This window comes from Kitasatospora sp. NPDC001119, assembly GCF_053598475.1.
The window spans coordinates 113,903-139,537 of sequence record NZ_JBSFKI010000022.1 but is presented as its reverse complement, the minus strand read 5'-3'; the positions used below and the strand labels follow the sequence as shown (position 1 = coordinate 139,537).

Genomic DNA, 25,635 nt, shown 5'->3' with positions numbered 1-25,635 from the left:
CGCCCCAACCCCTACCGCATCCCCATCCGGCCGTGGATGATGCACCCATGACAACACCGCCGTCCACCACCCCCCGGAAGGCCCGTCACGTGAAGCGCAAGCACTGGGCGCTGGTCGCCGCCGCCACCGTCCTCCCGCTCGTGGCGAGCACCGGCACCGCCATCGCGGACACCCCCGCGGCCGCGACCCCCGCTACCGGCTGCGCCTACACACCGGCCGTCCCGGCCGACAACTTCAAGGGCATCCCGGTGTTCGACGCCAAGAAGGCGGCGAAGCCCTACCGCGCGACACTGCGGACCAGTCAGGGCCAGATCAGCTTCGAGGCCCTGACCGACAAGGCGCCCTGCACCACCTTCTCGTTCCGGTTCCTCGCCGAGCACGACTACTTCGACCGCAGTCACTGCCACCGCCTCACCACCCAGCGGATCTACGTCCTCCAGTGCGGCGACCCGACCGGCACGGGCAGCGGCGGTCCCGGCTACTCGTTCCCGGACGAGAGCCTGACCGGCGCCACCTACCCGGCCGGCACCGTGGCCATGGCCAACGCCGGCCCGAACACCAACGGCAGCCAGTTCTTCTTCGTCTGGAAGGACACCAAGCTCTCCCCCGCCTACACCCCCTTCGGCCGGATCACCGGCGGTCTGGACGTGCTCCAGAAGATCGCCGCCGGCGGCGAGGACGACCAGAACAACCCGGGCGACGGCTTCCCCAACCTCCCGGTGAACATCCGCAACGTGAAGATCAGCGCCCGCTGAGGCTGCTCGTCCCCGGCGGGCCGGACAGCCCCGGCCCGCTCCCGCCCGCCCCCGCTCCCGTACGGTGGCAACACCAACGACACCGCGTGGGAGCAGGAGCAACGCCGCATGGACAGCCGGATCTGGGAGAGCGTCGACGACCTGGTCGCACGGCTGGACGGGCAGAGCACGCAGTCACCCCAGGAGGAGCGACTGCTGCGGATCCTCAAGCTCTCCGAGGAGGTCGGCGAGGTCGGTGCCGCGGTGATCGGCGCCACCGGCCAGAACCCGCGCAAGGGGGTCACCCACACCTGGGAGGACGTCCAGCACGAGCTCTGCGATGTCGTCTTCACCGCCCTCGTCGCCCTGAGGACCCTCACCCCCGACGCGGCCCGGATCTTCGACGAGCGTCTCGCCTACGTCGAGCAGCGCTCCGCCGCCTCCCGCCGGACGCCGGAGGCACCCCAGGCGGCCGAACAGCCGTAGGGCCGGCGGGGACGGACGTCCCCACCGGCCCCAACCCCCGGTCCGCGCCAGGCGTTCGGCGTCCGGCCCTTCGGCGTCAGCCGCCAGGCATCAGGCGCCAAGCATCAGGCGCCAGAGACCAGCCGTCAGGCACCAGCTGTCAGGCACCAGACACCAGCCGTCAGGCGTTCGGCGCGACCCTGGCGAGGCCGTTGATCACGCGGTCCATCGCGTCGCCGCCCTGCGGGTCGGTGAGGTTGGCGAGCAGCTTGAGGGTGAAGCGCATCAGCATCGGGTGGGTGAGGCCGCGCTGGGTGGCGATCTGCATCACCTTGGGGTTGCCGATGAGCTTCACGAAGGCGCGGCCCAGCGTGTAGTAGCCGCCGTACACGTCCTTGAGGATGCGCGGGTAGGCCTGGAGGGCGCGCTCGCGGCCGCCGTCGGTGACCCGGGCGAGGGCCTGCACGATGACCCCGGCGGCGATCTGCCCGGATTCCATCGCGTAGGCGATGCCCTCGCCGTTGAACGGGTTGACCATGCCGCCCGCGTCGCCTACGAGCAGCAGGCCGCGGGTGTAGTGCGGCTGCCGGTTGAAGGCCATCGGCAGCGCGGCGCCGCGGATCGGCTCGGTCATGTTCTCGGGGGTGTAGCCCCACTCCTCCGGCATGTTGGCGCACCAGGCCTTGAGCACCTCGCGCCAGTCCAGCTCGCCGAACGCCGGCGAGGAGTTGAGGATGCCGAGGCCCACGTTGGAGGTGCCGTCGCCCATGCCGAACACCCAGCCGTACCCGGGCAGCAGCTTGCGGTCGCCGTCGCGGGTGTCCCACAGCTCCAGCCAGGACTCCAGGTAGTCGTCGTCGTGGCGCGGCGAGGTGAAGTAGGTGCGGTAGGCGACGCCCATCGGGCGGTCCTCGCGCCGGTGCAGGCCCATGGCGAGCGAGAGCCGGGTGGAGTTGCCGTCGGCGGCGACCACCAGCGGGGCCCGGAAGGTGACCGGCCGCTTCTCGTCGCCGAGCTTGGCGGTGACGCCGACGATCCGGCCGGTGCGCTCGTCCAGGACCGGCCCGCTGACGTTGCAGCGCTCGTAGAGCCGCGCGCCCGCCTTCTCGGCCTGACGGGCCAGCAGCTCGTCGAAGTCGGCGCGCTTGCGCACCAGGCCGTAGTCGGGGAAGGAGGACAGCTCGGGCCAGTCCAGCTCCAGCCGGACGCCGCCGCCGATGATGCGCAGGCCCTTGTTGTGCAGCCAACCGTTATCGGTGGAGACGTCGATGCCCATGTCCACCAGCTGCTTGGTGGCGCGCGGGGTCAGGCCGTCGCCGCACACCTTCTCGCGCGGGAAGGCGGTCTTCTCCAGCAGCAGCACGTCCAGCCCGGCCTGGGCCAGGTAGTACGCGGTGGTGGCGCCGGCCGGGCCCGCGCCGACCACGATGACGTCGGCCGTGCTCTCGACGGGGCTGTCCGGCTTCGTCAGATCGGCTGCGGTCTCGGACACGTGGACACACTCCTGGAACTGCGGCGGGGGACGGCGGCTTTGTCTCCGGCAGTCTAGTTCCGCTCACGCCACCGGATGCGCCCCCGCCCCCGACCTCCGGCTCCGCTCGTCAGCCCCGACCGTCAGCCCCGACCGCCAACCCGAGCCGGGCGGCCGAGCGACCGGGCCGCGGGCCCACCGAGCCCAGAGCCCCGAGCCCGCCGAACCCGGCTACGCGATCTTGTACGCCCGGTGCAGCGCGACGATCCCGCCGGTCAGGTTCCGCCAGGCGACCTTCGACCAGCCGTTGTCCTGGAGCTTGGCGGCCAGCCCCGGCTGGTCCGGCCAGGCCCGGATGGACTCGGCGAGGTAGACGTACGCCTCCGGGTTGCTGCTGACGGCGGTCGCCACCGGCGGCAGCGCGCGCATCAGGTACTCGGTGTAGACCGTCCGGAACGGCGTCCAGGTCGGGGTGGAGAACTCGCAGATCACCAGCTTGCCGCCGGGCTTGGTGACCCGCTGCATCTCGCGCAGCGCCTCGTCGGTGTCCTGGACGTTGCGCAGCGCGAAGGAGATCGTCACCGAGTCGAAGGTGTCGTCCGCGAACGGCAGCCGGGTGGCGTCGCCGGCGGTGAGCGCCAGCTCGGGGTGGCGGCCCTTGCCCTCGGTGAGCATGCCGACCGAGAAGTCGCACGGGACGACCTTCGCACCGGCCTCGGCGAAGGGCAGCGAGGAGGTGCCGGTGCCGGCCCCGAGGTCGAGCACGAGGTCCCCCGGCCCGGCGGCCACCGCCTCGGCCACCGCCCGGCGCCAGGCGCGGGCCTGGCCGAGGGAGAGCACGTCGTTGGTGCGGTCGTACTTGGCCGCGACGTCGTCGAACATGGCGGCGACTTCGTGCGGCTGCTTGTCCAGAGAGGCTCGGGTCACGCCCCCCATTGTTCACCCTCGCACGGACACCCCGACCAACGGGGCCGCGCCCACGGACCTCACCGGCCTCACCCACGGACCTCACCGGCCGCCCCCACGGTCCTCACCGGCCGGGCCGTACCCGCACGCCCCCCTCAGTGCTGGGCGCGCCGCCCGCCCGCGCGGCGCCGCCGCCGGGACCGCTTGCCGTGGGTTATCGCGGGCATCCCGTCCGCGAGCGCCCCCGCCGCCAGCGCGAGGTTGGCGGCCAGCGCCCCCTGCCCGCTGCGGACCGCGAGGGCCTTGTGGTGCCGCCGGATGCGCAGCACGCAGATCACGAAGAACACGAGGGCCACCGGCACGCTGAACCGGGCCAGGCCCACGCCGACCGGCTGCGGGTAGGTGTCGCCGCAGATCCGTACCGCGCCCGGGTCGTCGGCGGCGTGCTCCAGGCAGACCGCGTCGCCGACCTTGGCGCTGTCCGAGAGCGGCAGCGCGGCCGCGGTGTGCGGCTCCCCGTCGGCCCGGTAGCTGACGGCGCTGTAGGTGCCGCCGCCGGTCGGGAGCTGGGTGACGACCCCTTCGACTCTCACCGGGTGCGCCTCGATCCGGTCGGCCTGGTCGGCCTGGCGCCAACCCAGCAGGCACATGCCGACGGCCAGCACTGCGCTGAGCACGGCGGCGAGGTACCAACCACGGCCCATCCGCGGGGTGCGCGGCGGGGGAACGGTCGCGGTTCGCATGGTTCCTGTCCTGGCTTGCCTTCGGGGCCGGGGACACGGCCCCGCCACCCGCGGGCGCGGGCGGTGGTGTGGTGAGGGTACGGAGTGGGTGAGCTGTCCGGGATCGTATCCGCTGGCGGGCCCTCAGGTCACGATGAAGGGACAATCACTCTCCGGTACCGGCCCCGGAGTTCGGGTGCACACGAAGGAAGTCCCGTGCGCCACAAGGAAATCCGGCTACTGACGAGTACGTCACACTCGCCGTGACGCCCGTCTCAGCGTCGGCGGTACACCAACCGCCCGCCCAGCACCGTGGCCAGGCACCCGCCGGCCACCGGTTGCGCGCCCCCGTCCCCCGCGACCCCGGCCGTCGCGAACACCGCGAAGTCCGCCCGGCCCCCGACCGCCACCCGCCCGTACACGGCCTCGGCGAACGGCAGGACGGCCAGCGGGTCCAACGGCCGCGCGCCACCGTCCTGCGGCCCGCTGCCCTCCGGCCCGCCGTCCACCCCGCCGGACGACACAGCGGACGACACGGCGGAACCGGGCAGCCCCACGACCCCCGACCGCGCCACCGCCGTCCGCACCGAGGCCCGCTCGAAGGGCCCGGCCACCGCCGTCACCCCGTACCCGAGCATCCGCTGCAGCCCCCGCCGGGCGCTGGCCCCGCACCGCGCCTCGTCGGTGGACCCGGCCAGCCCGTCCGCCACCGGTTCGACGCCGACCTCCTCCCGCGGATCCGGGTGGTACGCGCGTTCCAACAGCCAGTGCCCGTACGGATTGCGCAGCCCGGGGGCGAGCACGGCCGCCCCCCAGTCCCGCACCCGCGCGCCCGGGTACCCGGCCGCCAGCTCCCCGTACGGCCCGACCGCCTCGACCAGCTCGCCACGCACCACCACCGCCCCGTCGGCGATGGACGGGGCGGTGGGATCGGCCGGGTCGGGCAGCACGAACGCCGCCCGGTGCAGAGTCAGCACAACAGCGCCTTCGACTTCGACAACAACGGCAAGTGCAACGGCAACGGCAACGGCAACGGCAACGGCGTCGACGCCGGCACCGCCATCAGCGGCACCGGCACGGGCACGACAAGAAGGGAGGAGGAACGAGGACTCAGTTGTCCAGGATCTTCAGCTCGGGGTGCGCGGTGCCGCCCTCGATCGCCGTGGAGGCGATGTGCGAGGCGACCCGCGGGTCGACCGGGTCGTTGGCCGGGTCGTCCAGCACCCGCAGGTGCTCGTACGTGGTCGAGCGCTGCGCCGGGACGCGGTCGGCGGCCCGGATGAGGTGGATCAGCTCGGTGAGGTTGGAGCGGTGCTTGGCGCCCGCCGCCGAGACGACGTTCTCCTCCAGCATCACGGACCCGAGGTCGTCCGCACCGTAGTGCAGCGACAGCTGGCCGGCCTCCTTGCCGGTGGTGAGCCAGGAGCCCTGGATGTGGGCGACGTTGTCGAGGAACAGGCGGGCGATCGCGATCATCCGCAGGTACTCGAAGACGGTGGCCTGGGTCGAGCCCTTCAGGTGGTTGTTCTGCGGCTGGTAGGTGTACGGGATGAAGGCCCGGAAGCCGCCGGTGCGGTCCTGCACGTCGCGGATCATCCGCAGGTGCTCGATCCGCTCGGCGTTGGTCTCGCCGGTGCCCATCAGCATGGTGGAGGTGGACTCCACGCCGAGGCCGTGGGCGATCTCCATGATCTCCAGCCAGCGCTCGCCGGACTCCTTCAGCGGGGCGATCGCCTTGCGCGGCCGCTCCGGCAGCAGCTCGGCGCCGGCGCCGGCGAAGGAGTCCAGGCCCGCCTTGTGGATCCGGGTGATGGCCTCCTCGACGGAGACGCCCGAGATCCGCGCCATGTGCTCGACCTCGGAGGCGCCCAGCGAGTGGATCACCAGCTGCGGGAAGTCGGCCTTGATCGCCGAGAACGCGCGCTCGTAGTACTCCACGCCGTAGTCCGGGTGGTGGCCGCCCTGGAACATGATCTGGGTGCCGCCCAGCTCGACCGTCTCGGCGCAGCGGCGCAGGATCTCGTCGAGCTCGCGGGACCAGCCCTTGTCGCTCTTCGGCGGCACGTAGAAGGCGCAGAACTTGCACGCCGTCACGCAGACGTTGGTGTAGTTGATGTTGCGCTCGATGATGTACGTCGCGATGTGCTCGGTACCCGCGTAGCGGCGGCGGCGCACCGCGTCGGCGGCGGAGCCGAGCGCGTGCAGCGGCGCGGAGCGGTAGAGCTCCAGCGCCTCCTCCGGGGTGATCCGGCCGCCGGCGGCGGCCCGGTCGAGCACGGCCTTCAGGTCGGTGCTGGACGCATCGAGGGTGGTCGCTGCGAGCTCGGTCACCTGGCGGCCTTCTCTCTCTCAAGTGCTACTCGGGTACGGCCGAACCAGCCTACGCCAGCACATTCCGCCGCCCGCGTCAGCCCGCTGAACAGCGCGCGGAGCACCCCGGAGCACCCCGGACCCCGACCACACCGGACCGCCCCGGACCGCGACCACGCCTCAACCGTTCGCCCTGCGCATCGTGCCCGCCGGGTTCCCGGCCGGCGGGTCGGCGGAGGTGAAACGGACCGTCCCGTCGGACTGGAGGGTGAGCGTCTCCGCGTTGGAGCCGCCGGTGCAGGCGCCGGGGATCGAGGAGCGGACCAGCCGGGACTGGAACACCAGCGCGGTGGCGGAGGCCGACCTGAGCGTCCAGGCGCCCTCGCAGCTGATCGAGATCAGCCCGGAGGCCGCGTTGCGGCTGGTGGTGCTCTCCTGACCGATCGCCGCCGGACGGACGGTGAGCGTGGTGGTCCCGGCGGGAAGCCCCTTGTCGGTGACCATGTCCCCGCTCCAGGTGCCCAGGAAGGCGGCGGGCACCACGCTCGGCCCGCCCGTCCCGGGTGGCACCGCGCCCGGGGCGGACGGCGTCGCGCTCCCCGGAGCACCGGGGGCCGACGCCACCCCGGAGCCGAAGGCCCCGCTCGGCAGGACGGCCTGGCTCGGATCGACCGACACCTCCGGCAGCGGCCCCACCGTCGGCGACGGCCCCGAGGCCGCCGGTTCGGCCCGGTGCAGCCACTCGTACAGCCCGTACCCGCCGCCCCCGAGCACCGCGAGCGCCGCCACGGCCGCCGCGACCGCCACCCCGGTCCGGACCCGCCGCGGCCGCGCCCCCGCCGGCTCGTCCCAGACACCCGAGCACAGCGGCTGCCGATCCCCCTCGCCCTCCGGCCCGCCCCCGGATGCGACGGTCGGAGTCCACACCACCCCGGAAGCACCCGCCTCCGGAGCCGGCTCCCCCGAAGCCCCCGGAATCCCCTCCGGGTCCGAGTCCGGGTCCAAGTCGAGGTCCAGGTCCAGCAGCCCCACCGCACTGCGCCCCACCCCCGCCGCCAGCTCCGCCGGCAGCCAGCCGCCGTGCGACAGCCGGGTGGCGGCCGTGCCGTCCGGGTCCAGCCGGTCGTGGAGCTGCCGCGGGGTGGGGCGGGCGGCCGGGTCCTTGGCCAGGCAGGCGAGGACGGTCCCCCGCAGCGGCTCGGGCAGTCCGGCCACGTCCGGTTCCTCGTGCAGCACCCGGTAGAGCAGCACGGCCGCGCTGACCCCCTCTCCGAAGGGGTGCACGCCGGACCCGGCGAAGGCGAGGACGGCGCCGAGCGAGAAGACGTCCCCGGCCGGCCCGACCGCCTGCCCGTTCGCCTGCTCGGGTGACATGAAGCCGGGCGAACCGACCACGTAACCGGAACGGGTGAGGCCGCCGGCGGCGTCCAGTGCCCGGGCGATCCCGAAGTCGATCAGCCGGGGCCCGTCCAGGGTGAGCAGCACGTTGGAGGGTTTGACGTCCCGGTGCACCAGGCCGAGCCCGTGGACGTGGGCCAGCGCCCCGGTGAGTCCGACGCCGAGCGAGCGCACGGCCGGCTCGGGCAGCGGCCCGTACGTCCGGACGGCCTCGCCGAGCGCGGGGCCCGCCACGTAGCCGGTGGCGACCCAGGGCTGCCCGCCCTCGGTGTCGGCGTCCAGGACCGGCGCGGTCCACGCGCCGCCGACCTGCCGCGCGGCGGCCACCTCCTGCCGGAACCGGGCGCGGAACTCGGCGTCGTCCGCGAGTTCCGACCGCACCACCTTGACGGCGACGGTGCGCCCGCCGGCCGTCCGGCCGAGGTAGACCCGGCCCATCCCGCCCGCGCCGAGCCGCCGCAGCAGCCGGTAGCCGCCCACCTGGCGCGGATCGTCCGACCCCAGTGCCCGCATCCCCGTACGCTCCCTCGCCCGCTCGGCCGCGCGCGCCGCCGACCGCCGACCGCCGGGGGCCGGGGGCCGAGCGGCCACCCGGCCGGCCGACCACCCGGGTCGGCCGTCCGGTCGGCCATCCGACCGACCGTCAGCCGGACGCGCCTCGGGTGCAGACCGTACCGGGCCCGGCCGGGCCCCGCCCGGCCCGCGGACCGGAACGGGGCCAGGAGCCGGACCGCGCGCCCCCGAGGGGCCGTCGTCACACTCCCGTCGCCCCGCGGGCGGGGGCGAGGACGGGCCCTACGACCCCAGCGGCAGCGCCGCCGGCTCCAGCAGCCGCACCGCGACGTCCGGGGCGAACCCGCTGTCGTACGCGACCCGCCGGGCGAACTCCGTGACCCCGGCCAGCTGCCGCTCGCCGAGCGAGAAGTCGAGCGCCTCGCTGAAGTACCGCTCCAGCACGTCCGCCCCGATGGTCTCCCAGCGGGCGGCCTGCTCGGCGACCTTGGTGGCCTCCACCAGCGACAGGTCGCGGGACTCCAGGAAGGCCCGGTGCACCGCGGCGGTCATCTCCGGGGCGCGCTCGGCGAACTCGCGCCGCACCGCCCAGACCGCGAAGACGAAGGGCAGTCCGGTCCACTCCTTCCACATCTCGCCGAGGTCGTGGACGGTCAGCCCGAGGTCGGCGGCCTGCCCGAGGTAGGCGCGCAGGGCCGGGTCGCCGATCAGGACGGCGGCGTCGGCCTCGGCGAGCATGGAGCTGAGGTCCGGCGGGCAGCTGAAGTAGTCCGGGCGCACGCCCTCGCGCTCCTCCAGGAGCAGCCGGGCGAGCCGTACGGAGGTGCGGCTGGTGGAGCCGAGGGCGACCCGGCGGCCGTCGAGGTCGGCGAGCGGCACCTTGCTCACGATCAGGCAGGACATCACCGGGCCGTCGCTGCCGACCGCGATGTCCGGCAGGACGAGCAGGTCCTCCGCGTTGCGCAGGTACTCCACGCAGGTGATGGGGCCGATGTCCAGGGCGCCGTCGACGAGCTGGTCGCTCAGCTTCTCCGGGGTGTCCTTGGTGAGATCCAGATCGAGCAGGTTGCCGGTCCTGGCGAGCCCCCAGTAGAGGGGGACGCAGTTCAGGAACTGGATGTGGCCGACCCGCGGCCTGACCGGGGTGTCCTGCCGGGGCTCCCGCGTCCGCGCGTCCGGTGTTCGTGCTTCCGGTGCTGCCACTGCGCCGCTCCCTTGCTGTTCGTGCCTCCCCGCAGCGTATGCCTGCTGTCGGCGGTGGCTCGCACCGGCCACCCGACACGCCTTCACGCGCCGCCGGCGGGCCTTTCCACGCCCGCCCCCGCTCTGACGAACGGCCTGACGCACACCCTCCCGACCGGCCGACGGCCGCCCGGCAACCGACCCGGCGAACACCCGCAACAGCCTTGCGCCCGGCCCCTGTGAGCGCCTCAGGACCGCCCTACGACACGCGCCTTCCACGCCGTAAGTGACCTCTGGTCGTCACAGCGGCCGCATGCTAGCGTTGCCCTCAGTTGCAGTTTGATTCCCCTTGCAGTACTTGAAGCCTGCGGAGCATGTAACCGCAGGCTTTTTGTAGTTTTTCAGCAATATCGAAAAATTTCGGACACGTCCGGAGGCAGGGCGATCAGCGCAGCGGACCGGGTGCCACACGGTGTGGCCCCCGACACGCCTCGCAAGGAGAACGGCATGGCCACGGGAACCGTCAAGTGGTTCAACGCTGAGAAGGGCTTCGGCTTCATCGCCCAGGAGGGCGGCGGCCCGGACGTCTTCGTCCACTACTCCGCCATCAACGCGAACGGCTTCCGTTCGCTGGAGGAGAACCAGGCGGTCACCTTCGACGTCACCCAGGGCCCGAAGGGCCCGCAGGCGGAGAACGTCACCGCTGTCTGACCATCCTCTGATGATCTGATCGCTCGTGGACCCCGACGGGTCCGCCGGCGGCTCCCGACAGCCGCCACCATGAGCACAAGAGCAGTACCCAAGGGGGCCCGCCCGTCCGGCGGGCCCCCTGCCTTTTTTCGAACGCCTTCCGGCCGAACTCCACTCGAACGTCACTCGAACATCGAACGGGTGGTTCGGGCCGGGAAGTTCGGGTGCGGAGAAAAGGAATGCGGAAAGGGCCCTCCCCCGTCACCGGGAGAGGGCCCTTTCCGTCCGGTCGATCGGACGTCCCCTCTGGCGTCCGATCGGGCATTCGGCCCCCGGCTGAGCGGCCGGACCGGAGGCCGAACGAGCCTCAGGCCGCGGCCGTGGCCGCTCCGCCCTGGGCGGCGACGACGGCCGGCTTGGCGTCCTCCTCGTACAGGTCCCCGGACGGGTTGTTGTACGCGGCGACGTCCAGGATCTTCTCCCGGGCGGCGACCACGATCGGCACGACGACCTGGCCGGCGACGTTGGTCGCGGTGCGCATCATGTCCAGGATCGGGTCGATGGCGAGCAGCAGGCCGACGCCCTCCAGCGGCAGGCCCAGGGTGGACAGGGTCAGCGTCAGCATGATGATCGCGCCGGTGAGGCCCGCGGTGGCGGCCGAGCCGACCACCGAGACGAAGGCGATCAGGATGTAGTCCTTGATGCCCAGCTCGATGTTGAAGACCTGGGCGACGAAGATCGCGGCGACGGCCGGGTAGATCGAGGCGCAGCCGTCCATCTTGGTGGTGGCGCCGAACGGCACGGAGAAGGACGCGTACTCGCTCGGGACGCCGAGGCGCTCGGTGACGCGGCGGGTGACCGGCAGGGTGCCGACCGAGGAGCGGGAGACGAAGGCCAGCTGGATGGCGGGCCAGGCGCCCTTGAAGAAGTGCAGCGGGTTGAGCCCGGCGGCGAAGCGCAGCACCAGCGAGTAGACGACGAACAGCACCAGCGCGCAGCCGAGGTAGATGTCCAGGGTCAGCGTGGCGAAGGGCTTGAGCAGGTCCCAGCCGTACTTGGCGACGGACTTGCCGATCAGGCCGAGGGTGCCGAGCGGGGAGAGCCGGATGACCCACCACAGGGCGGTCTGGGTCAGCTCCAGCACGGACTCGCTGAGCTTGAGGACCGGCTCGGCCTTGGCGCCGAGCTTGATGATCGCCGCGCCGACCACGACCGCCAGGAAGACGATCTGGAGCACGTTCACCTTGGCGAACGAGTCGACGATGTTGGTCGGGAAGATCCCGGTCAGGAAGTCGATCCAGGTGCCCTTGGAGTCGAGCGCCTTGAGGCCCTCGGTCTTCAGGTTGGTGCCCTCGCCCGGGTTGGTCAGCAGGCCCAGGCCGATGCCGATGCCGACCGAGATCAGCGAGGTGATCATGAACCAGAGCAGCGTGCGGGTGGCCAGGCGGGCCGCGTTGGTGACGTTGCGCAGGTTGGCGACGCTCACCACGATCGCGGTGAACACCAGCGGCGGGACGGCGACCTTGAGCAGCTGGACGAAGATCTTGCCGATCGTCTCCAGGGTGGTGGCCAGCCAGGAGATGTCGGCGGCGCGGGCCAGGTAGCCGAGGCCGACGCCGAGCACGAGGCCGGCGACGATCTGCACCCAGAAGGGCGTCTTGCGGATGCGGGCGAGCACGGACGGCGACGAGGTCGCCTCGGGCGCTGTGGACATGGGGGAGCGTCTCCGGGGGAGGGCGTTGCTGACGGTGAGGTGGGGGCGGAGCAGGCGGCACGGCGCGGGGCCGGACGAAGGGGTCGGCCCCCGGTCAGGGGCGTGCCGCCGCGGTACAGCTCGGGGCGGTACAGCGCATGGCGCGGCAACGGCCCATGGCGCGACAACGGCGCGGACTGTCCACAGCACCGGTCAGAGCACACGGGCGGGCGGCGCCGGGCAGCGGGCCCGGGCCGTGCATCCGCAGTGCGTCTGAGGCTGTCATGGCCGATACGTTAGCAGCAAAGGTTTGAGATGTTCAAAGTACTTGTTTGAGGTCACGGAGAGTTCCTGCCCACCCGAACCCCGCCGCGAACCCACGCTCCGGACACGAACGAAGCTGACGCCCCATCAGATCGACTCGGTGGTCCGATTGACCGCTGAGCGGTTATACGTATAACTTTGGCGGCGTCCCCGCCCCTGCCTGCCCACCCGGAGAGGACGCCGATGGGCTACCTCGCCCTGCTCCGTGCCCCGCACGTCACCCGCCTGCTGTTCGGCACCCTGCTCGGCCGCCTGCCCGCCGGCATGACCGCCCTCGTCATCGCCCTCGCGCTGCGCGACGCCGGAGTGGCGTACGGCCGGGTCGGACTGGCCACCTCCTGCTACGCGATCGCCGCCGCCGTCGGCGGGCCGGTGCTCGGCCGGATCATCGACCGCACCGGACAGCCGCGCGTCCTGCTCGCCTCCGCCGTGGTGGCCGGCGGCGGGTACGCGCTGCTCGCCCTCGCCCCCGGCTCCGCGATCGGCGCGCCGGTCGGGGCCGCGATCGCCGGCCTCGCCATGCCCCCGCTGGAGCCCTGCCTGCGCTCGCTCTGGCCGGACGTGGTCGAGGAGAAGCAGCTCGACACCGCGTACGCCTTCGACTCCGCCTCCCAGCAGATCCTCTACGTGGCCGGCCCGCTGGCCGTCGCCGCCATCTCCGGACTGTTCAGCCCGGTCGCCGCGCTCTGGGTGGCCGCCGGACTCGGACTGGCCGGCGCGCTGATCGTGGCCACCACCGGACCCGCCCGGTCCTGGCGGGCCCCGGCCCGGGAACAGTCCGCCGGACTGCTCGGACCGCTGCGCTCCCCCGGGCTGGTGCTGCTGCTGGTCGGACTGGCCGGGGCCGGCTGGGCCGTCGGCGCGCAGAACGTGCTGTTCATCGCCTACGCCGAACGAAACGTCGGCGCGCTGCCCGGCGGCGGAGGCACCCTGCTCGCCCTGGCGGCGCTCGGCGGCCTGCTCGGCGCACTCGCCTACGGCGCCGTCAGCTGGCGGCAGACCACGGCCACCCGCACCTGGATGATGGCCCTCGCGATGGCCGCCTCCTACCTGCCGCTGATCACCCTGCCCGGGCCGTACCCGATGGCCGCGCTGGCCTTCCTCTCCGGGATCATGCTGGCCCCGCTGCTGGCGGCGGCGTTCGTGCTGGTCGCCGAACTGGCGCCGACCGGCACCGTCACCGAGGCCTTCGCCTGGCTGGTGACGCTGTTCGCCACCGGCAACTCGCTCGGCTACGCCGTCTCCGGCAAGCTCGCCGAGGACTCGCTGCGCCCGGTGGCCCTGTGCGCGGTGGGCGGCATCGCGCTCGGCGGGCTGCTGCTGTTCGGCGCCCGGCGCTGGTTCCACCCGGCGCCGGCCGCCCCCGCTGAGCAGCCCGTCCCGGTGGGCTGACCCGCCCCCACGAACGACCGCGCCCGCCGGTGGTCTGGCCGGCGGGCGCGGTCTTTGTCCTTCCTGTCGTTCACCTACGGGTGATCAGCCACGCGCGGTCAGCTGTGGCGGCCCCGACGGCGCCGGGCGACCACCGTGAACAGCACGCCGAGGCCCAGGGCGGCGGCACCGAGAGCGGCCGGCAGCAGACCGGGCCCGCCGGTGTGCGGCAGCTCGCCGCCACCCCGGTCCGGGGACGGCCGCTGCGGATCCTGCGACGGCCCGCCGGGCTCACCCGTGCTCGGGGGCTCGCTCGACGACGGGCCGTTCGAGGGGCCGTCCGACGGACCGCCGGTGGGGCCGTCCGACGGCGAGGTCGAGTCCGTCGGTGCCAGCGAACCGGTGGGCGTACTCGTGGGCGTACCCGTGGGCGAACCGGTCGGCGTCGGCGAACCCGTGGGGGACGGCGAGTTCGTCGGAGTCGGCGACGAGGTCGGAGACGGGGAACCGGTCGGCGTCGGCGAACCCGTCGGAGTCGCAGTCGGAGTAGGCGTAGGCGTCGGAGTCGGAGTCGGCTCGTCCGCCGGCACCAGCCCCAGGTCCAGGCTCAGGTCCCGGGCCCCGCCCGACAACCGCACGGTCTGGGTGGTCCCGGTGGCCGGGTCGGCGTCCGAGTCCCGCGCCGGGTCCTTCCCCGCGTGCCGCGTGGTGGCCCTGGCGCCCGCCGGAGCGGTCGTCAGGTCGAAGCGCACCGCGTACTCCCCGTCCGGCAGCTTGTCGAACAGGTAGTTCCCGTCCGCGTCCGTCACCGTGGTGACCGGCTTGCCCAGCTTGTCCCGGACCGGCTGTCCGGTCCCGTCCAGCAGCTCGACCCGGACGCCGGGGACCCCGTTCTCGCCGGGGTCCTGGACGCCGTTGCCGTCGCGGTCGGCCCAGACGTGGTCGCCGAGCGCGTTGTCCGGCGGCGCGGGCGCCTGGACGCCGACGCCGACCTTGGCAGGCTCGGCCGGTAGCAGCGGGCTGCCGGTGGAGTCGGTGGCGGTGTAGGCGAAGCTGTTCCACGCGAAGTCGGCGTTGCCGGCGTCCACCGAGGCGACCATCGGCCAGGTCAGGGTGAACAGTCCGCCGGACGGCAGGGTGCCCGGCCGGCTGACCTTGAACCAGGTGGTGTTGCCCGGCCCGGGGAAGTCGGTGCTCCACTTGGCGTTCGCGTCGCACGGCCCGGGCACGGTGATCGGGCCGGTCGGGCAGGGGTTCGGCGAGGTGGTGTACTCGATCGCCACGGTCGGGTCGCTGGAGGTCAGCGGCCGGGTGAGCGAGGGCGTCCAGGCGGAGCCGCGCGGGACGTCCGGGCGCAGCAGGTAGGAGTCGCCGGGGGTGGGCAGCTTGTCGTACGCGACGAAGTCGGTGACCGGGTCCGGCGAGTCGTTGCGGACGGTCAGCCGGTAGGAGAGGCCGCCACCGGGCGTGGTGGTGCCGGTGGTGGCGTAGTCCTGGTCGAGGTCGCCCTTGACCTCCTTGAAGGAGCGCAGCACGGCCGGGACCTGCACCTCGACCCGGGAGGAGGCGTGGCACACGGTCTCGGTGGTGTTGCCGTCGCCGTCGAGGTCGTGGGCGTCCGGGACACCGCTGTCGGTGCCGAAGTAGGAGCAGGTGACGGGTTCCCCGGCGCCCTCGGTGGTGACGTACGCGTCGTTGGTGAGGGTCCCGGGCCTGGCGCTGCCGGCCACCTGGACGTCGATCAGGGTGCGGTAGGCCCGGTGGTCGTTGAGGTACGTCATGTCGGGCGCGCCGGCCGGCCAGGTCAGCTTGAGCAACTGGCGGCCGTCCGGTCCGGGCAGCACCTGGACGGAGCTCGGGGCGACGGACTCCGGGTAGCCGGGGTCGCGCCGGGCGCTGCCGTCCTGGTAGACGAGGCCGGGCGGCAGCAGGTCGTACATCACCAGCGGGGTGCCCAGGGTGCGGCCGGTGCGGTTGTACGGGGTGAGCTGGAAGGTCGCGATGCCGCCGGGGGCGAGGACCTCGCCGGAGACGGTGGTCTTGGCGGCGCCCAGGTTGGTGGCGGCGGAGACGGTGGTGTCGGCGCAGGCGTTCGCCGAGGCGGTGGCGCCGGCCGCGTCGGTGCCGGTGACGTCCACGCAGTTGTGCAGCGGGCCGGGGGCGGTGCGGCCGTCGTGGCCGGGGGTGACCACCTGGGAGAGCACCTGGACGGCGTTGCCGGGGCTCCAGCCGGTGGGGACGGGGCCGTTCCACTCGAAGCGCAGCCCGTCGAGCCGGCGGCCGGCCGGGAGGCCGAGCACGTCGTTCGCCGGGTTCCCGGCGCCTTCGGCGAAGGTGATCCGGCGGCTGCCCGAACCGTCGAACGGCTTGCCGGGGGTGAAGGTCCGCCAGGTCGGGTCGCCGTCGAGCCGGTACTGGAGGGTGAGGCCGATGGTGGCGGGGTTCCAGGCCTCCAGCTGGATGGACTGGGGGATCAGCCAGTTGTAGAGGCCGGTGGTGGTGCCGCCGCCCGGGTCGGTCATCACCAGGCGGGTGACGGGGCCGGCGGTGTTGACGGCGTGGAGGCTGAAGGAGGCGATGTCGCCGGAGACCACCTGGTCCTGCCAGACCTTGGAGGCGGTGACCTGGATGCCGGTGGTCGGCGGCTGGAAGACCGGGGACACGGCGGTGGCGTCGGACAGGTCGCGCATGCCCTCGGGGCCGAGCGGGTCGCCCTGCAGGACCACCGAGTTGGTGGAGGTGGTGCCGCTGGGGAACGCCGGGTCGGGGTAGTTGACGACCAGGACGCCGGGGTTGCGGCAGCCGGCCTGGCCGTTGCCGGCCCGGAAGGCGCCGATGTCGAACACCCAGCGGTCGGGGTTGCCCGGGTCCTGGGTCCAGCCGGGCGAGCGGCCGGTGTCGACGACGGCGCCGGGCGGCAGGGTGTCGACCAGCCGGCTCGCGTCCAGGTCGACGTTGGGGACGCCGCTGGTGGAGCAGGCGCTGAACTGGTAGGTGACCGAGCGGCCGTCCTGACTGCTGGTCTGGACTCCCTTGGTGACCTTGTAGTCGGGCTGGACGACGGCGCCGGTGGTGGCGGAGCCGGACTGCTCGGGCTCGCCGTCGGCGGTCAGGGTGGCCGAGTTGACGGCCTTGGTGCCGTTGGGGGTGGTGAAGTTGGGGAACCTGAGGACGACCTTGACGGTCGCGGTGGTCCCCGGGGTGAGGGTGAGGAGCCTGATGTCGAGGGTGCCGCCGACGGTGCCGGCCGCCGGGACGGTCGAGCCCGCGACGTCGACGGTGCTCGCGTCCGGGGTCCAGCCGACGAACTCCATCCCGGCCGGGAGGGTGTCGGTGATCCGGCCGTTGGCGCAGTCGGTGACGGAGCAGGTGTGGCGCAGGGTGTAGGTGACGTTCTCGCCGGGCGCCGCCGTCGGCTTGTCCACCGTCTTGGTGAAGCCGACGGCCGCCTGGGCGGTCGGGACGGTGAGGGTGCCGGTGAGCAGCGTGCCCGCGAAGAGGCCCAGGGCGGTGGCCATCCGGCCCGCCTTGGACGAGGGTGAGGGTATTGATCGGAGCGTCCGCATCCTGGAATCTCACCCTCTGTTAATCCGAATGGAGGTACGGCGCGAGAGTAAATGAGGATTATTCACCCGATTGGAGCAATTCTGAACGCATCCGAGGGGCATCTGTGAGCCACCTGAGGGCCATACGGGGGTAATCCGGACGGAGCGGCACCACCCAGTGGTGACGGACCGTGATCAGCCCGTCGAAGCCGAACCGGCCGGCGCCGTGGAGGAGCGCAGCACCAGCGAGGTCGCCAGCGGCGCGACCGGCGCGACCCGCTCCCCGCGCAGCAGGGCCGCCAGCGCGGCCGCGCCCGCCCGGCCCAGCTCCTCGCCCGGCAGGTCGACGGTGGTCAGCGGCGGGGCGAGCAGCGCGGCCACCGCGACGTTGTCCATGCCGACCACCGACAGGTCCTCCGGCACCCGCAACCCCAGCTCCGCGGCGGCCTGGTAGACCCCGGAGGCGACCACGTCGTCGTCGCAGAGCACCGCGCGCGGCCGGTCCGCCCGCTCCAGCAGCCGGCCCGCGACGGCCCGCGCGGCCCGATGGCCGTCGTTCAGGCTCACGCCCAACTCCACCACCTCCAGGCCGAGTTCGCGGACGGCCTGCTCGAAGGCGGCCTGCCGGACCCGGAAGGTGTACGCGGAGTGGCTGGAGCGCAGCCGGCCGATCCTGCGGTGGCCGAGCGCGGCCAGGTGCTCGACCGCGGCGCGCATCCCGCCGGCCACGTCGAGTTCGACGGTCGGACGCGCCCGGTCGGTGCCGGGGTCGGCGTCCAGGAAGACGGCGGGGGTGTCGGCGGGCAGCTCGCCGAGCTGGCTGTCGTCCGGGGAGCAGATCAGCAGGCCGTCGAAGCGGCCCGCGGTGGCGGCCTCGGCGAGGGTGGCGCTGCCCCAGCCGGAGCTGACCACGACGGCCAGGCCGTTGCGGCCGGCCTCCTCGTGGACGCCCTCCAGCACCCGGCCGAAGAACGGGCCCTGGAGGTTCGGCACGGCCAGCAGGATCATCCCGCTGCGGCCGAGCCGCAGCTGCCGGCCGGCCGCCTGCGGGCGGTACCCGAGACTGCGGGCGGCCTCCCGGACCCGCTCCCGGGTCGCCTCGGAGACCCGTCGGCCGGCCTCGGCGCCGGAGAAGACCAGGGAGACGGTGGCCTGGGAGACCCCGGCGAGCCGGGCCACGTCCCGGCCGGTGGGCCGGCGGACGGGGGCCGGCCAGGTGCCGAGCGCCGCCTCGACGGACGGCTGCCCGGCGGACGGCTGCTCAGCGGAAGACGGCTCGGCGGAAGGCGGCTCGGACGGCACGGAGTCTCGGGTGGCGGGCACGGCGGCTGCGCTCGCGGGCGGGGCCGGGGTCAGCTCTGGCCGGCGGTGGCCGCGCGGGCGGCGTCGTCGGCGGCGTCCTCCTCGGCGTTCTGCGCGGCGATCCGCTCGGCGGTACGGCTGCGCATCCCGGAGACCTTGCCGCTGATCTGCTCGGACATCGCGTCGCGCTGCCTGCCCAGCAGCGCGTAGCTGAGCGGCGCGGAGGCGACCGCGGCCAGCAGGAAGAGGAAGATCATGCCGGCCTCGCCGCTGACCGGGATGACCTGGAAGTGCCCGAGCAGCAGGGCCACCAGCAGGCAGCCGAGGAAGATGCTGACCCGCATGGAGGTGTAGCGGAGCGTGGCGTGCGACTTCTCCGGGCCGTTGCTGGTCACTCGACACATCCTTCTTCGTTGCGCTGGGGCCGGTCCTCCAGTCAAGCATGCCTGACAGCCGGAACGGGGCACGGGGCACCCGGTCCGGCCCGGACGGCCCGACCGGGGCCGGTGTCAGCGCAGGTCGAGCCACATGGTGATGTCGTCCCGGTCGTCCCCGGGGGCGACCCGGATCGCGGCCGGCACCCGGCCGACCTCCCGGTAGCCGCTGCGGGCGTAGAACCGCTCCAGCCCCTGGCCGCCGCGCGCGGTGAGCCGCAGCGACTCCAGGCCCCACCCCCGGGCCACCCGCTCGGCCTCGGCGAGCAGCCGGGCGCCGTGGCCGAGGCCCTGGAAGTCGGGGTGCACCATGACCCGCTTGAGCATCCGCCAGTGCTCCATGAGGTCGAAGCGCATCGACTCGAAGAACAGCACGCCGACCAGCCGGCCCGTCCCGCTCTCGTGGGCGACCAGCAGCCGGTCCGGGCCGTCCGGCGCGATCCCGGCGAACTGGTGGTCGGCGGTGTCCCAGACCTCCTCCTCGGTGACCGGCCCCACGAAGCCGACCGCCCCGCCGGCGTTGGTGACGTCGACCCACAGCCGGACGATGTCCGTCCGCAGGTCCGGGTCGGGCTTCGGGTCCAGGGTGAAGGTCAGGGCGGCCATGGACCGGAGCCTAGACCTCCGGTACGACAACCCCGCCCGGGGGCACCGGCCGCCACCGGAGCCCACCGGGGGCACCGGCCGTCACGGCAGCGCCGGCACCGCCCGGTCGGTCCGCCCGGTGCGCAGCGCCAGGCAGAGCCCGACCGCGACCGCGCACAGCCCGCCGGCCCCGTACCAGGTGAGGTCGTAGTTGCCGAGCGCGTCGCGGGCCAGGCCGGCCAGTCCGGCGACGACGGCCGCGCCGATCTGGTGGGCGGCGAGCACCCAGCCGAAGACGATCGGGGCGTCCTCGCCGAAGTGCCGGCGGCACAGCGCGACGGTCGGCGGCACGGTGGCCACCCAGTCCAGCCCGTAGAAGATCACGAAGGCGAGGATCGGCGGCTGGAGCGTGCCGGCCATCAGCTGCGGCAGCAGGAGCAGGGACAGACCGCGCAGCCCGTAGTAGACGGTGAGCAGCAGCCGGGAGTCGACCCGGTCGGTGAACCAGCCGCTGGCCACGGTGCCGACCACGTCGAAGACGCCGATCAGGGCGAGCAGGCTCGCGGCGGTGGTGACCGGCATGCCGTGGTCGTGCGCGGCCGGGATGAAGTGGGTGCCGACCAGGCCGGCGGTGGTGGCGCCGCAGATCGCGAAGGAGCCGGCCAGCAGCCAGAACGCCCGGGTGCGGGCGGCGTCCCGGAGCACCTTCAGCGAGCGGGTCAGGGCGCGGCCCTCGGTCACCGGCGCGGGCGGGGCCTCGGTCGCGCCGTACGGGAGCAGGCCGACGTCGGCGGGCCGCTCGCGCATCAGCAGCAGGACCGGGACGGCGACGGCGCTGGCGGCGAGCGAGACCACGACCACGGCCGAGCGCCAGCCGTGCTGCTCGACCAGCCAGGCGCCGACCGGCAGGAAGACCAGGTTCCCGGCGGCCCCGGCGGCGGTCAGCACCCCGGTGACCAGGCCCTGCCTGGCCTGGAACCAGCGGCCGGTGATGGTGGTGGCGAAGGCGCCGGCCATCGAGCCGCTGCCGAGGCCGACCAGCACGCCCCAGCAGAGCACCAGTTGCCAGGGCTCGCGCATCAGCATGGTCAGCCCGGCGCCGACCGAGATGGTCAGCAGCGCGCAGACCACCACCAGGCGCACCCCGAAACGGTCCATCAGGGCGGCGGCGAACGGGGCGGTGAGGCCGTAGAGCGTCAGGTTGACGGAGGTGGCGCTGGAGATCGTCCCGAGCGACCAGCCGAACTCGTTGTGCAGGGCGTCCATCATCAGGCTCGGCGTGGAGCGGAAGCCGGCCGAGCCGAGCAGGACGAGCAGGGAGACGGCGGCCACCACCCAGGCGTAGTGCACCCGGGGGCGCTTGGCCGGGGCGGGCGGTCCGGAGCGGGAGGCGGGGGCGAGGACACGGCGTTCGGTCACGCGAACGAGTGTTCCGGGCCGCCCGGCGCCGGACGAGTGGCCTGAATGACAGCTTTCGCAAGAATCGGGCCAAGGCCCGACGTAGGCTGGCCCGGACCCACCGACATCCGAGGGGACGGCATGGCACACCTGGTCGCGGTACTCGCCCTGGAGGGCGTGATCGCCTTCGAACTCGGCATCCCCGCCCGCATCTTCGGCGGCGCCAAGGACCCGGCCGGGCGGCCGCTGTACGAGGTGGCCACCTGCACCCTGGACGGGCGGCCGGTCGCCACCAGCGCCGACTTCCGGATCGTCGTCGACCACGGGCCCGAACTGCTGGAGCGGGCCGACACCGTGGTGATCCCGGCCTCCGCCGACTCCAGCCCGGCCGTCGCCGACACCTGCTTCACCCCGGCACTGGCCGCCGCGCTGGCCCGGATCCGGCCCGGCACCCGGCTGATGTCGATCTGCACCGGCTCCTTCGTGCTCGCCGCCGCCGGCCTGCTGGACGGCCGCCCGGCCACCACCCACTGGCGCTACACCGAGCGCTTCGCCCAGCTGTTCCCCCGGGTGCGGCTGGATCCCGACGTGCTCTACACCGACGACGGCGACGTCCTCACCTCCGGCGGGGTGGCCGCCGGGGTGGACCTCTGCCTGCACGTGGTGCGCCGCGACCACGGCAGCGCGGTGGCCAACGCGGTGGCCCGCAACTGCCTGGTACCGCCGTGGCGCGAGGGCGGCCAGAAGCAGTACGTGGAGGCCCCGAGCCCGGTGGACCCCGGCGACAGCGGCACCGCCGCGGTGCGCGCCTGGGCGCTGGAGCACCTGGACCGGCCGCTGGTGCTGCGGCAGCTCGCCGACCGGGCGGGGATGAGCGTACGGACCTTCACCCGGCGCTTCCGGGAGGAGACCGGGGCCAGCCCCGGCCAGTGGATCACCACCCAGCGCACCGAGCGGGCCCGCCAGTTGCTGGAGCGGACCGACCTGACGATCGACCAGGTCGCCCGGGAGTCCGGCTTCGGCACCGCCGCCTCGCTGCGGCTCCAGCTGCGCGGCCGGCTCGACGTCGCGCCGAGCGCCTACCGGCGCACCTTCCGCGCCCTCCCCGAAAGCAGCGCCCTTCCCGAAAGCAGCGCCCTCCCCGAGAGCGGCACCGGCCATCAGAGCCCCACCGTCGCCGAAAGTCCTGTCCGGCGGGCTTCCTGAGCGAAGCCTGGGAACGGGCCGCCCGGTGGCCGGATCCCGTCGCACGGGGGCGACGCATTGGATGGCGGCAGGCCGAGCGCACTGCGAGCGCGACACGGCAGGCCGCCATCCAACCGCGGCGCGCGAGCCCTGAGTCCGCGCCACACCCTCCGCACTCGCCGAGGAGCGGCCCGTGGCCGACCGTCCGCGATCCCCCCTGCTGGCACGAATCCCCTGGACAGCAGCACCGCGACGGTGGACGAACGTCCCCTCGGCGTCCCCTCGCAACGGAGCGCCGCACCCAAGAGTGATCAGTCGGATACGTCACGTCAATGGGTAGTCCGAAATTCGGAATGGTTGCGTCACCTTTCGGCCGGTGATCAGCCCCGGTGATCGGCACCCGCGGACGGCCGCCGCGAAAGCCGCTATTGCGCCAAAGCCGCCCAGTCCACGTCGGCCAGCGGCTCGGTCGGCCGGGCGTCACTGCCGATCTCGCACCAGACCCGCTTGCCCGAGCCGTCCGGGTACCAGCCCCAGCGCTCGCAGAGCAGCTCGACCAGCTCCAGGCCGCGCCCGTTGGTCGCGTCCTCGTCCGCGCCCGCGTGCCGCGGGGCCGGGGGGGCCTGGCTCGCGTCGGCGACCTCCACCCGCAGCGGGGCGGCCGGGCCGCCCTCCTGCGGGCCGTCGGCCACCGGCAGACAGAGCCGCAGCACGGCCGGACAGCCGGTGTGCACCACGGCGTTGGTCACCAGCTCCGAGACCACCAGCACCACCGTCTCGGCCATCGGCGCGTCCGGGTCCACCCCGTGGTTCAGCAGCCGCGAGCGCACCCACCGGCGGGCCCGACCGACCTCGGCGGGGTCAGCCTGCACCGCCAGCTGTACCTGAAGAACCTGCACCGCTCCACCACCCGCACTCGCAGTTCGGCTGAGTCCCGGTCGGGCCGGACCGGCCGGCGGGCCCGAGCCCGTCGCCCGGTGCCGCCCGAGCCGTGCCCGGGCGCCCGCGCGATCCGTTCGCCCGCGCCCGTTCGTCCGCGCCGTCTCGTCGGTCGGGCACCGGCCGCGACACGAATACGCCTCAGGATGGGCGGGGGGACGGAACGCAGCAAGCGCTTCGGGCATATTCCGGCGATCGGGCGACAGCGCGGTGCATACTGTCCCGCTCACGCTCGCGAGCCTCGTACCGGTGATCGTCCGACCCAGGCCGACCTGCCGGTCCCGCGGTCGGGAACCTACCGCCGCGCGCCCCGGGCGCCCCGCCCGCCACTCACGAACCACCCGTGCGGCGCGTGTCCGACGGTGCTCGTACGGCGGCGCCGACGGACGCCCCCGCCGCCCCTGCCGTCACATCGACCGACCGTCGCACCATCCGACGGTCCGGTCCCGGAGGACGACGGCCCGGACCCGGGGTCGGCGGCCCGGACCGGGGAGCACGTCCAGGAGGACGGCGATCCGTGGGGAACGGTTCCGTTCTTGCCGGAATCGCCCCCGGCGCCGCCCGGCCGCGGGATACCGTTGGGTACGCCAGCGAACCCGTCAGGAGGGTGGTTCCCGATGGCCACCCCGGAGCGGACCCCGCGCTGGGACGAGCAGTTGCAGCGCCGCCTCGCCCGCGGCGAGGAGACGGCGCTCGGCGAACTCTACGACCAGCTCGCGCCGATGGTGCACGGCCTGGCCGGGCGGATACTGGCCGACCAGGCCGCCGCCACCCAGCTCACCCGGGAGGTCTTCGCCCATGTCTGGGAGCACCCCGAGGACTTCGACCCCGCCCGGGGCTCGCTGCGCTCCTGGCTCGGCGCGCTGACCCACCACCGCGCGGTCGAACGGCTGCGGGCGCGGCGGGCCGCCGACCGCGGACCGGGCGCGGAGGCCGAGATCCGCGCCGTGGCCACCGCCGCGCGGATGCAGTACGTGGTCGACTCCCTGCCCCAACCCCTGCGTGAGACCATCGCGGTGACCTACTACGACGGTCGCACCTACCACGAGACGGCCCGGCTGCTCGGCATCAGCGAACAGGTCGCCAAGCAGCGGATGCGGCTCGGTCTGGAGCTGCTGGCCACCGAACTGGCCGAGGAGCGCGCCCGCCAGGACGGAGCCGGGGACGGAATCGGGCACGGGGACGGGCACGGGGACGGGGAGACGTGAGCAGCACTGAGGAGCAGCACGACGCCCTGCGCTCGCTGCTCGGCGCGTGGGCCCTCGGCGCCTGCCCGGCCCGCGAGGCGGCCGAGTTGGAGCAGCACCTGCGCGACTGCCGGGAGTGCGCCGAGGAGGCGGCCCGGCTGCGCGAGGCGGCCGGCTGGCTCTCCCTGGACGAGCCGCTGGACCAGCCCGGCTCGCTGCGCCAGCAGGTGCTCGACTGGTGCCTGGCCCGCCGGCCGGCCGAACTGCCCGTCCCCGCCTGGGGGATGCCGTACACGGCGGAGACCGCCAAGCTCGACGCGCTGCTGCGCGACCTCGGCCCGGAGGAGTGGCAGGAGGTGGCCGAACTGCCCTGGCACGGCGGCACCGAGTGGCTGCGCCCGGCCGAGGTGCTCGGCCACCTGACCGCGGTGGACGGCTTCCTGGCGCTGGCGCTCGGTCTGCCCGACCCGGTGCCGGCCGCCCCGGGCCTGCCCGCCGCGCGGATCGGGCGGCGGGTGCCGCCGCAGGAGCCGGCCGCCGGTCCGGCGGTGCCGCGCGTCCCGGCGCAGGGCGGTCCGTACGCCGCGATCACCGCGCGCACCGCCCGGCTGGTCGCCGACCAGCGCGGTCTGGCACCGCAGTCGGTGCGCTCCCGCTGGCGGCGGCAGGCCCACGACCTGGTGCGCGGGGCCGCGCTCCGGCCGCAGGGCAACACCCCGGTCGACTACGGCTTCACGGTGCTGCCGCTGCGCGACGCCTTCGTGGACCGCGCCTTCGAGTGCTTCGTGCACGGCGAGGACGTGGCCCGGGCGGTCGCCTACCCGTACGACCCGCCGGCGCCGCAGCACCTGCGGCAGATGGTGGAGCTGGTGGTCCGGCTGCTCCCCCGGGCGCTGGCCGGGCTGCGCGCGGCCCGCCCCGAGTTCGCCGGGGTGCCGGCCGCGCCGGTGGGCGGGGTCAAGGCGGCCCGGCGGGTGCGGCTGATGGTCGACGGCCCGGCGGGCGGCGAGTGGCTGGTCCCCCTCGACGGCGACGGCCTCCGCACCGACGGCTCCGACAGCACCGACGGCAGAGCCGGCAGAGACGGCACCGAGCCGGTGGCCTCGATGGTGCTGGACGGCCTGGAGCTGTGCCAGCTGGCCGCGGCGCACCGCGACCCGGACCGGCTGCCGGTCGGCACCCACGGCGACCGGGCCGCCGTCCGCGAGGTGCTGCACGCGCTCCCGCTGCTCTCCAGGCCGTAGCCGGCCGTAGCGGGCCCCAGGGCCCCGGCCCCGCGCC

General features: G+C 73.9%; 20 protein-coding genes and 1 pseudogene. 7 read left to right on the top strand and 14 right to left on the bottom strand.

Going from position 1 to position 25,635, the window contains the following annotated elements; genetic code table 11:
* Positions 1-47: 47 nt before the first annotated feature.
* Both ACWDD9_RS26340 and ACWDD9_RS26335 read left to right on the top strand, forming a co-directional pair.
* Positions 48-755, top strand: a complete 708-nt coding sequence (locus ACWDD9_RS26340) for a peptidylprolyl isomerase (RefSeq protein ID WP_449812826.1) — start codon at positions 48-50, stop codon at positions 753-755.
* 108 nt (positions 756-863) lie between these two features.
* Positions 864-1,190, top strand: a pseudogene (locus ACWDD9_RS26335) (MazG-like family protein); the annotation flags it as partial.
* Between the two features lie 190 nt (positions 1,191-1,380).
* Here the strand turns inward: ACWDD9_RS26335 and ACWDD9_RS26330 are convergent.
* From ACWDD9_RS26330 to ACWDD9_RS26300, 7 genes are all read right to left on the bottom strand, one after another.
* Positions 1,381-2,670, bottom strand: coding sequence for a geranylgeranyl reductase family protein (locus tag ACWDD9_RS26330; RefSeq protein WP_449812847.1), 1,290 nt, complete (start codon positions 2,668-2,670; stop codon positions 1,381-1,383).
* Between the two features lie 231 nt (positions 2,671-2,901).
* Positions 2,902-3,597 carry a demethylmenaquinone methyltransferase gene (locus ACWDD9_RS26325; RefSeq protein WP_049651181.1) on the bottom strand — a complete coding sequence of 232 codons (696 nt, stop codon included), beginning with the start codon at positions 3,595-3,597 and terminating at the stop codon, positions 2,902-2,904.
* Positions 3,598-3,731: 134 nt separating this feature from the next.
* Positions 3,732-4,319: a DUF3592 domain-containing protein gene (locus ACWDD9_RS26320; protein WP_074005515.1), complete on the bottom strand. Its 588-nt coding sequence runs from the start codon at positions 4,317-4,319 to the stop codon at positions 3,732-3,734.
* Between the two features lie 254 nt (positions 4,320-4,573).
* The gene (locus ACWDD9_RS26315) at positions 4,574-5,275 is read right to left on the bottom strand and encodes an amidohydrolase family protein (protein ID WP_449812825.1); all 702 of its coding nucleotides are present in this window, start codon (positions 5,273-5,275) and stop codon (positions 4,574-4,576) included.
* A 133-nt stretch (positions 5,276-5,408) separates the two neighbouring features.
* Positions 5,409-6,629 carry a cyclic dehypoxanthinyl futalosine synthase gene (mqnC, locus tag ACWDD9_RS26310; protein ID WP_049651178.1) on the bottom strand — a complete coding sequence of 407 codons (1,221 nt, stop codon included), beginning with the start codon at positions 6,627-6,629 and terminating at the stop codon, positions 5,409-5,411.
* 159 nt (positions 6,630-6,788) lie between these two features.
* Complete coding sequence (locus ACWDD9_RS26305) at positions 6,789-8,519, bottom strand: protein kinase domain-containing protein (protein ID WP_449812824.1); 1,731 nt, start codon at positions 8,517-8,519, stop codon at positions 6,789-6,791.
* Positions 8,520-8,801: 282 nt separating this feature from the next.
* The gene (locus tag ACWDD9_RS26300) at positions 8,802-9,722 is read right to left on the bottom strand and encodes a menaquinone biosynthetic enzyme MqnA/MqnD family protein (RefSeq protein ID WP_449812823.1); all 921 of its coding nucleotides are present in this window, start codon (positions 9,720-9,722) and stop codon (positions 8,802-8,804) included.
* A gap of 486 nt (positions 9,723-10,208) precedes the next feature.
* Between ACWDD9_RS26300 and ACWDD9_RS26295 the strand changes: the two genes are divergently transcribed.
* A complete protein-coding gene (locus ACWDD9_RS26295; protein ID WP_045692393.1) occupies positions 10,209-10,412 on the top strand; it encodes a cold-shock protein in 204 nt (67 codons plus the stop codon).
* Between the two features lie 346 nt (positions 10,413-10,758).
* On the opposite strand, the gene ACWDD9_RS26290 is transcribed toward ACWDD9_RS26295, so the two are convergent.
* Complete coding sequence (locus ACWDD9_RS26290) at positions 10,759-12,105, bottom strand: dicarboxylate/amino acid:cation symporter (protein WP_049655677.1); 1,347 nt, start codon at positions 12,103-12,105, stop codon at positions 10,759-10,761.
* Positions 12,106-12,591: 486 nt separating this feature from the next.
* Here ACWDD9_RS26290 and ACWDD9_RS26285 point away from each other — a divergent pair, with 486 nt between their 5' ends.
* Positions 12,592-13,800 (top strand): MFS transporter, encoded by a 1,209-nt coding sequence (locus ACWDD9_RS26285; RefSeq protein WP_449812822.1) that lies wholly within the window; start codon positions 12,592-12,594, stop codon positions 13,798-13,800.
* 98 nt (positions 13,801-13,898) lie between these two features.
* Here the strand turns inward: ACWDD9_RS26285 and ACWDD9_RS26280 are convergent, their stop codons facing one another.
* From ACWDD9_RS26280 to ACWDD9_RS26260, 5 genes are all read right to left on the bottom strand, one after another.
* Positions 13,899-17,297: an SdrD B-like domain-containing protein gene (locus ACWDD9_RS26280; RefSeq protein WP_449812821.1), complete on the bottom strand. Its 3,399-nt coding sequence runs from the start codon at positions 17,295-17,297 to the stop codon at positions 13,899-13,901.
* Positions 17,298-17,519: 222 nt separating this feature from the next.
* Entirely contained in the window at positions 17,520-18,647 is a 1,128-nt protein-coding gene (locus ACWDD9_RS26275) for a LacI family DNA-binding transcriptional regulator (protein WP_449812820.1), read from the bottom strand.
* 29 nt (positions 18,648-18,676) lie between these two features.
* Positions 18,677-19,021 carry a DUF4229 domain-containing protein gene (locus tag ACWDD9_RS26270; protein ID WP_369808350.1) on the bottom strand — a complete coding sequence of 115 codons (345 nt, stop codon included), beginning with the start codon at positions 19,019-19,021 and terminating at the stop codon, positions 18,677-18,679.
* Between the two features lie 114 nt (positions 19,022-19,135).
* A complete protein-coding gene (locus tag ACWDD9_RS26265) occupies positions 19,136-19,666 on the bottom strand; it encodes an N-acetyltransferase family protein (RefSeq protein ID WP_449812819.1) in 531 nt (176 codons plus the stop codon).
* A gap of 81 nt (positions 19,667-19,747) precedes the next feature.
* The gene (locus tag ACWDD9_RS26260) at positions 19,748-21,064 is read right to left on the bottom strand and encodes an MFS transporter (protein ID WP_449812818.1); all 1,317 of its coding nucleotides are present in this window, start codon (positions 21,062-21,064) and stop codon (positions 19,748-19,750) included.
* 120 nt (positions 21,065-21,184) lie between these two features.
* On the opposite strand from ACWDD9_RS26260, the gene ACWDD9_RS26255 reads away from it, so the two are divergent.
* Complete coding sequence (locus ACWDD9_RS26255; protein ID WP_449812817.1) at positions 21,185-22,249, top strand: GlxA family transcriptional regulator; 1,065 nt, start codon at positions 21,185-21,187, stop codon at positions 22,247-22,249.
* Positions 22,250-22,653: 404 nt separating this feature from the next.
* Here ACWDD9_RS26255 and ACWDD9_RS26250 read toward each other — a convergent pair whose 3' ends face one another.
* Positions 22,654-23,127, bottom strand: a complete 474-nt coding sequence (locus ACWDD9_RS26250; protein ID WP_049658191.1) for an ATP-binding protein — start codon at positions 23,125-23,127, stop codon at positions 22,654-22,656.
* Positions 23,128-23,784: 657 nt separating this feature from the next.
* Here ACWDD9_RS26250 and ACWDD9_RS26245 point away from each other — a divergent pair.
* Both ACWDD9_RS26245 and ACWDD9_RS26240 read left to right on the top strand, forming a co-directional pair.
* On the top strand, positions 23,785-24,375 hold the full coding sequence (locus ACWDD9_RS26245; protein ID WP_063780343.1) for an RNA polymerase sigma factor: 591 nt from the start codon (positions 23,785-23,787) through the stop codon (positions 24,373-24,375).
* The gene (locus ACWDD9_RS26240) at positions 24,372-25,598 is read left to right on the top strand and encodes a zf-HC2 domain-containing protein (RefSeq protein ID WP_074005504.1); all 1,227 of its coding nucleotides are present in this window, start codon (positions 24,372-24,374) and stop codon (positions 25,596-25,598) included. The genes ACWDD9_RS26245 and ACWDD9_RS26240 overlap by 4 nt, the downstream gene beginning before the upstream one ends.
* Positions 25,599-25,635 lie beyond the last annotated feature (37 nt).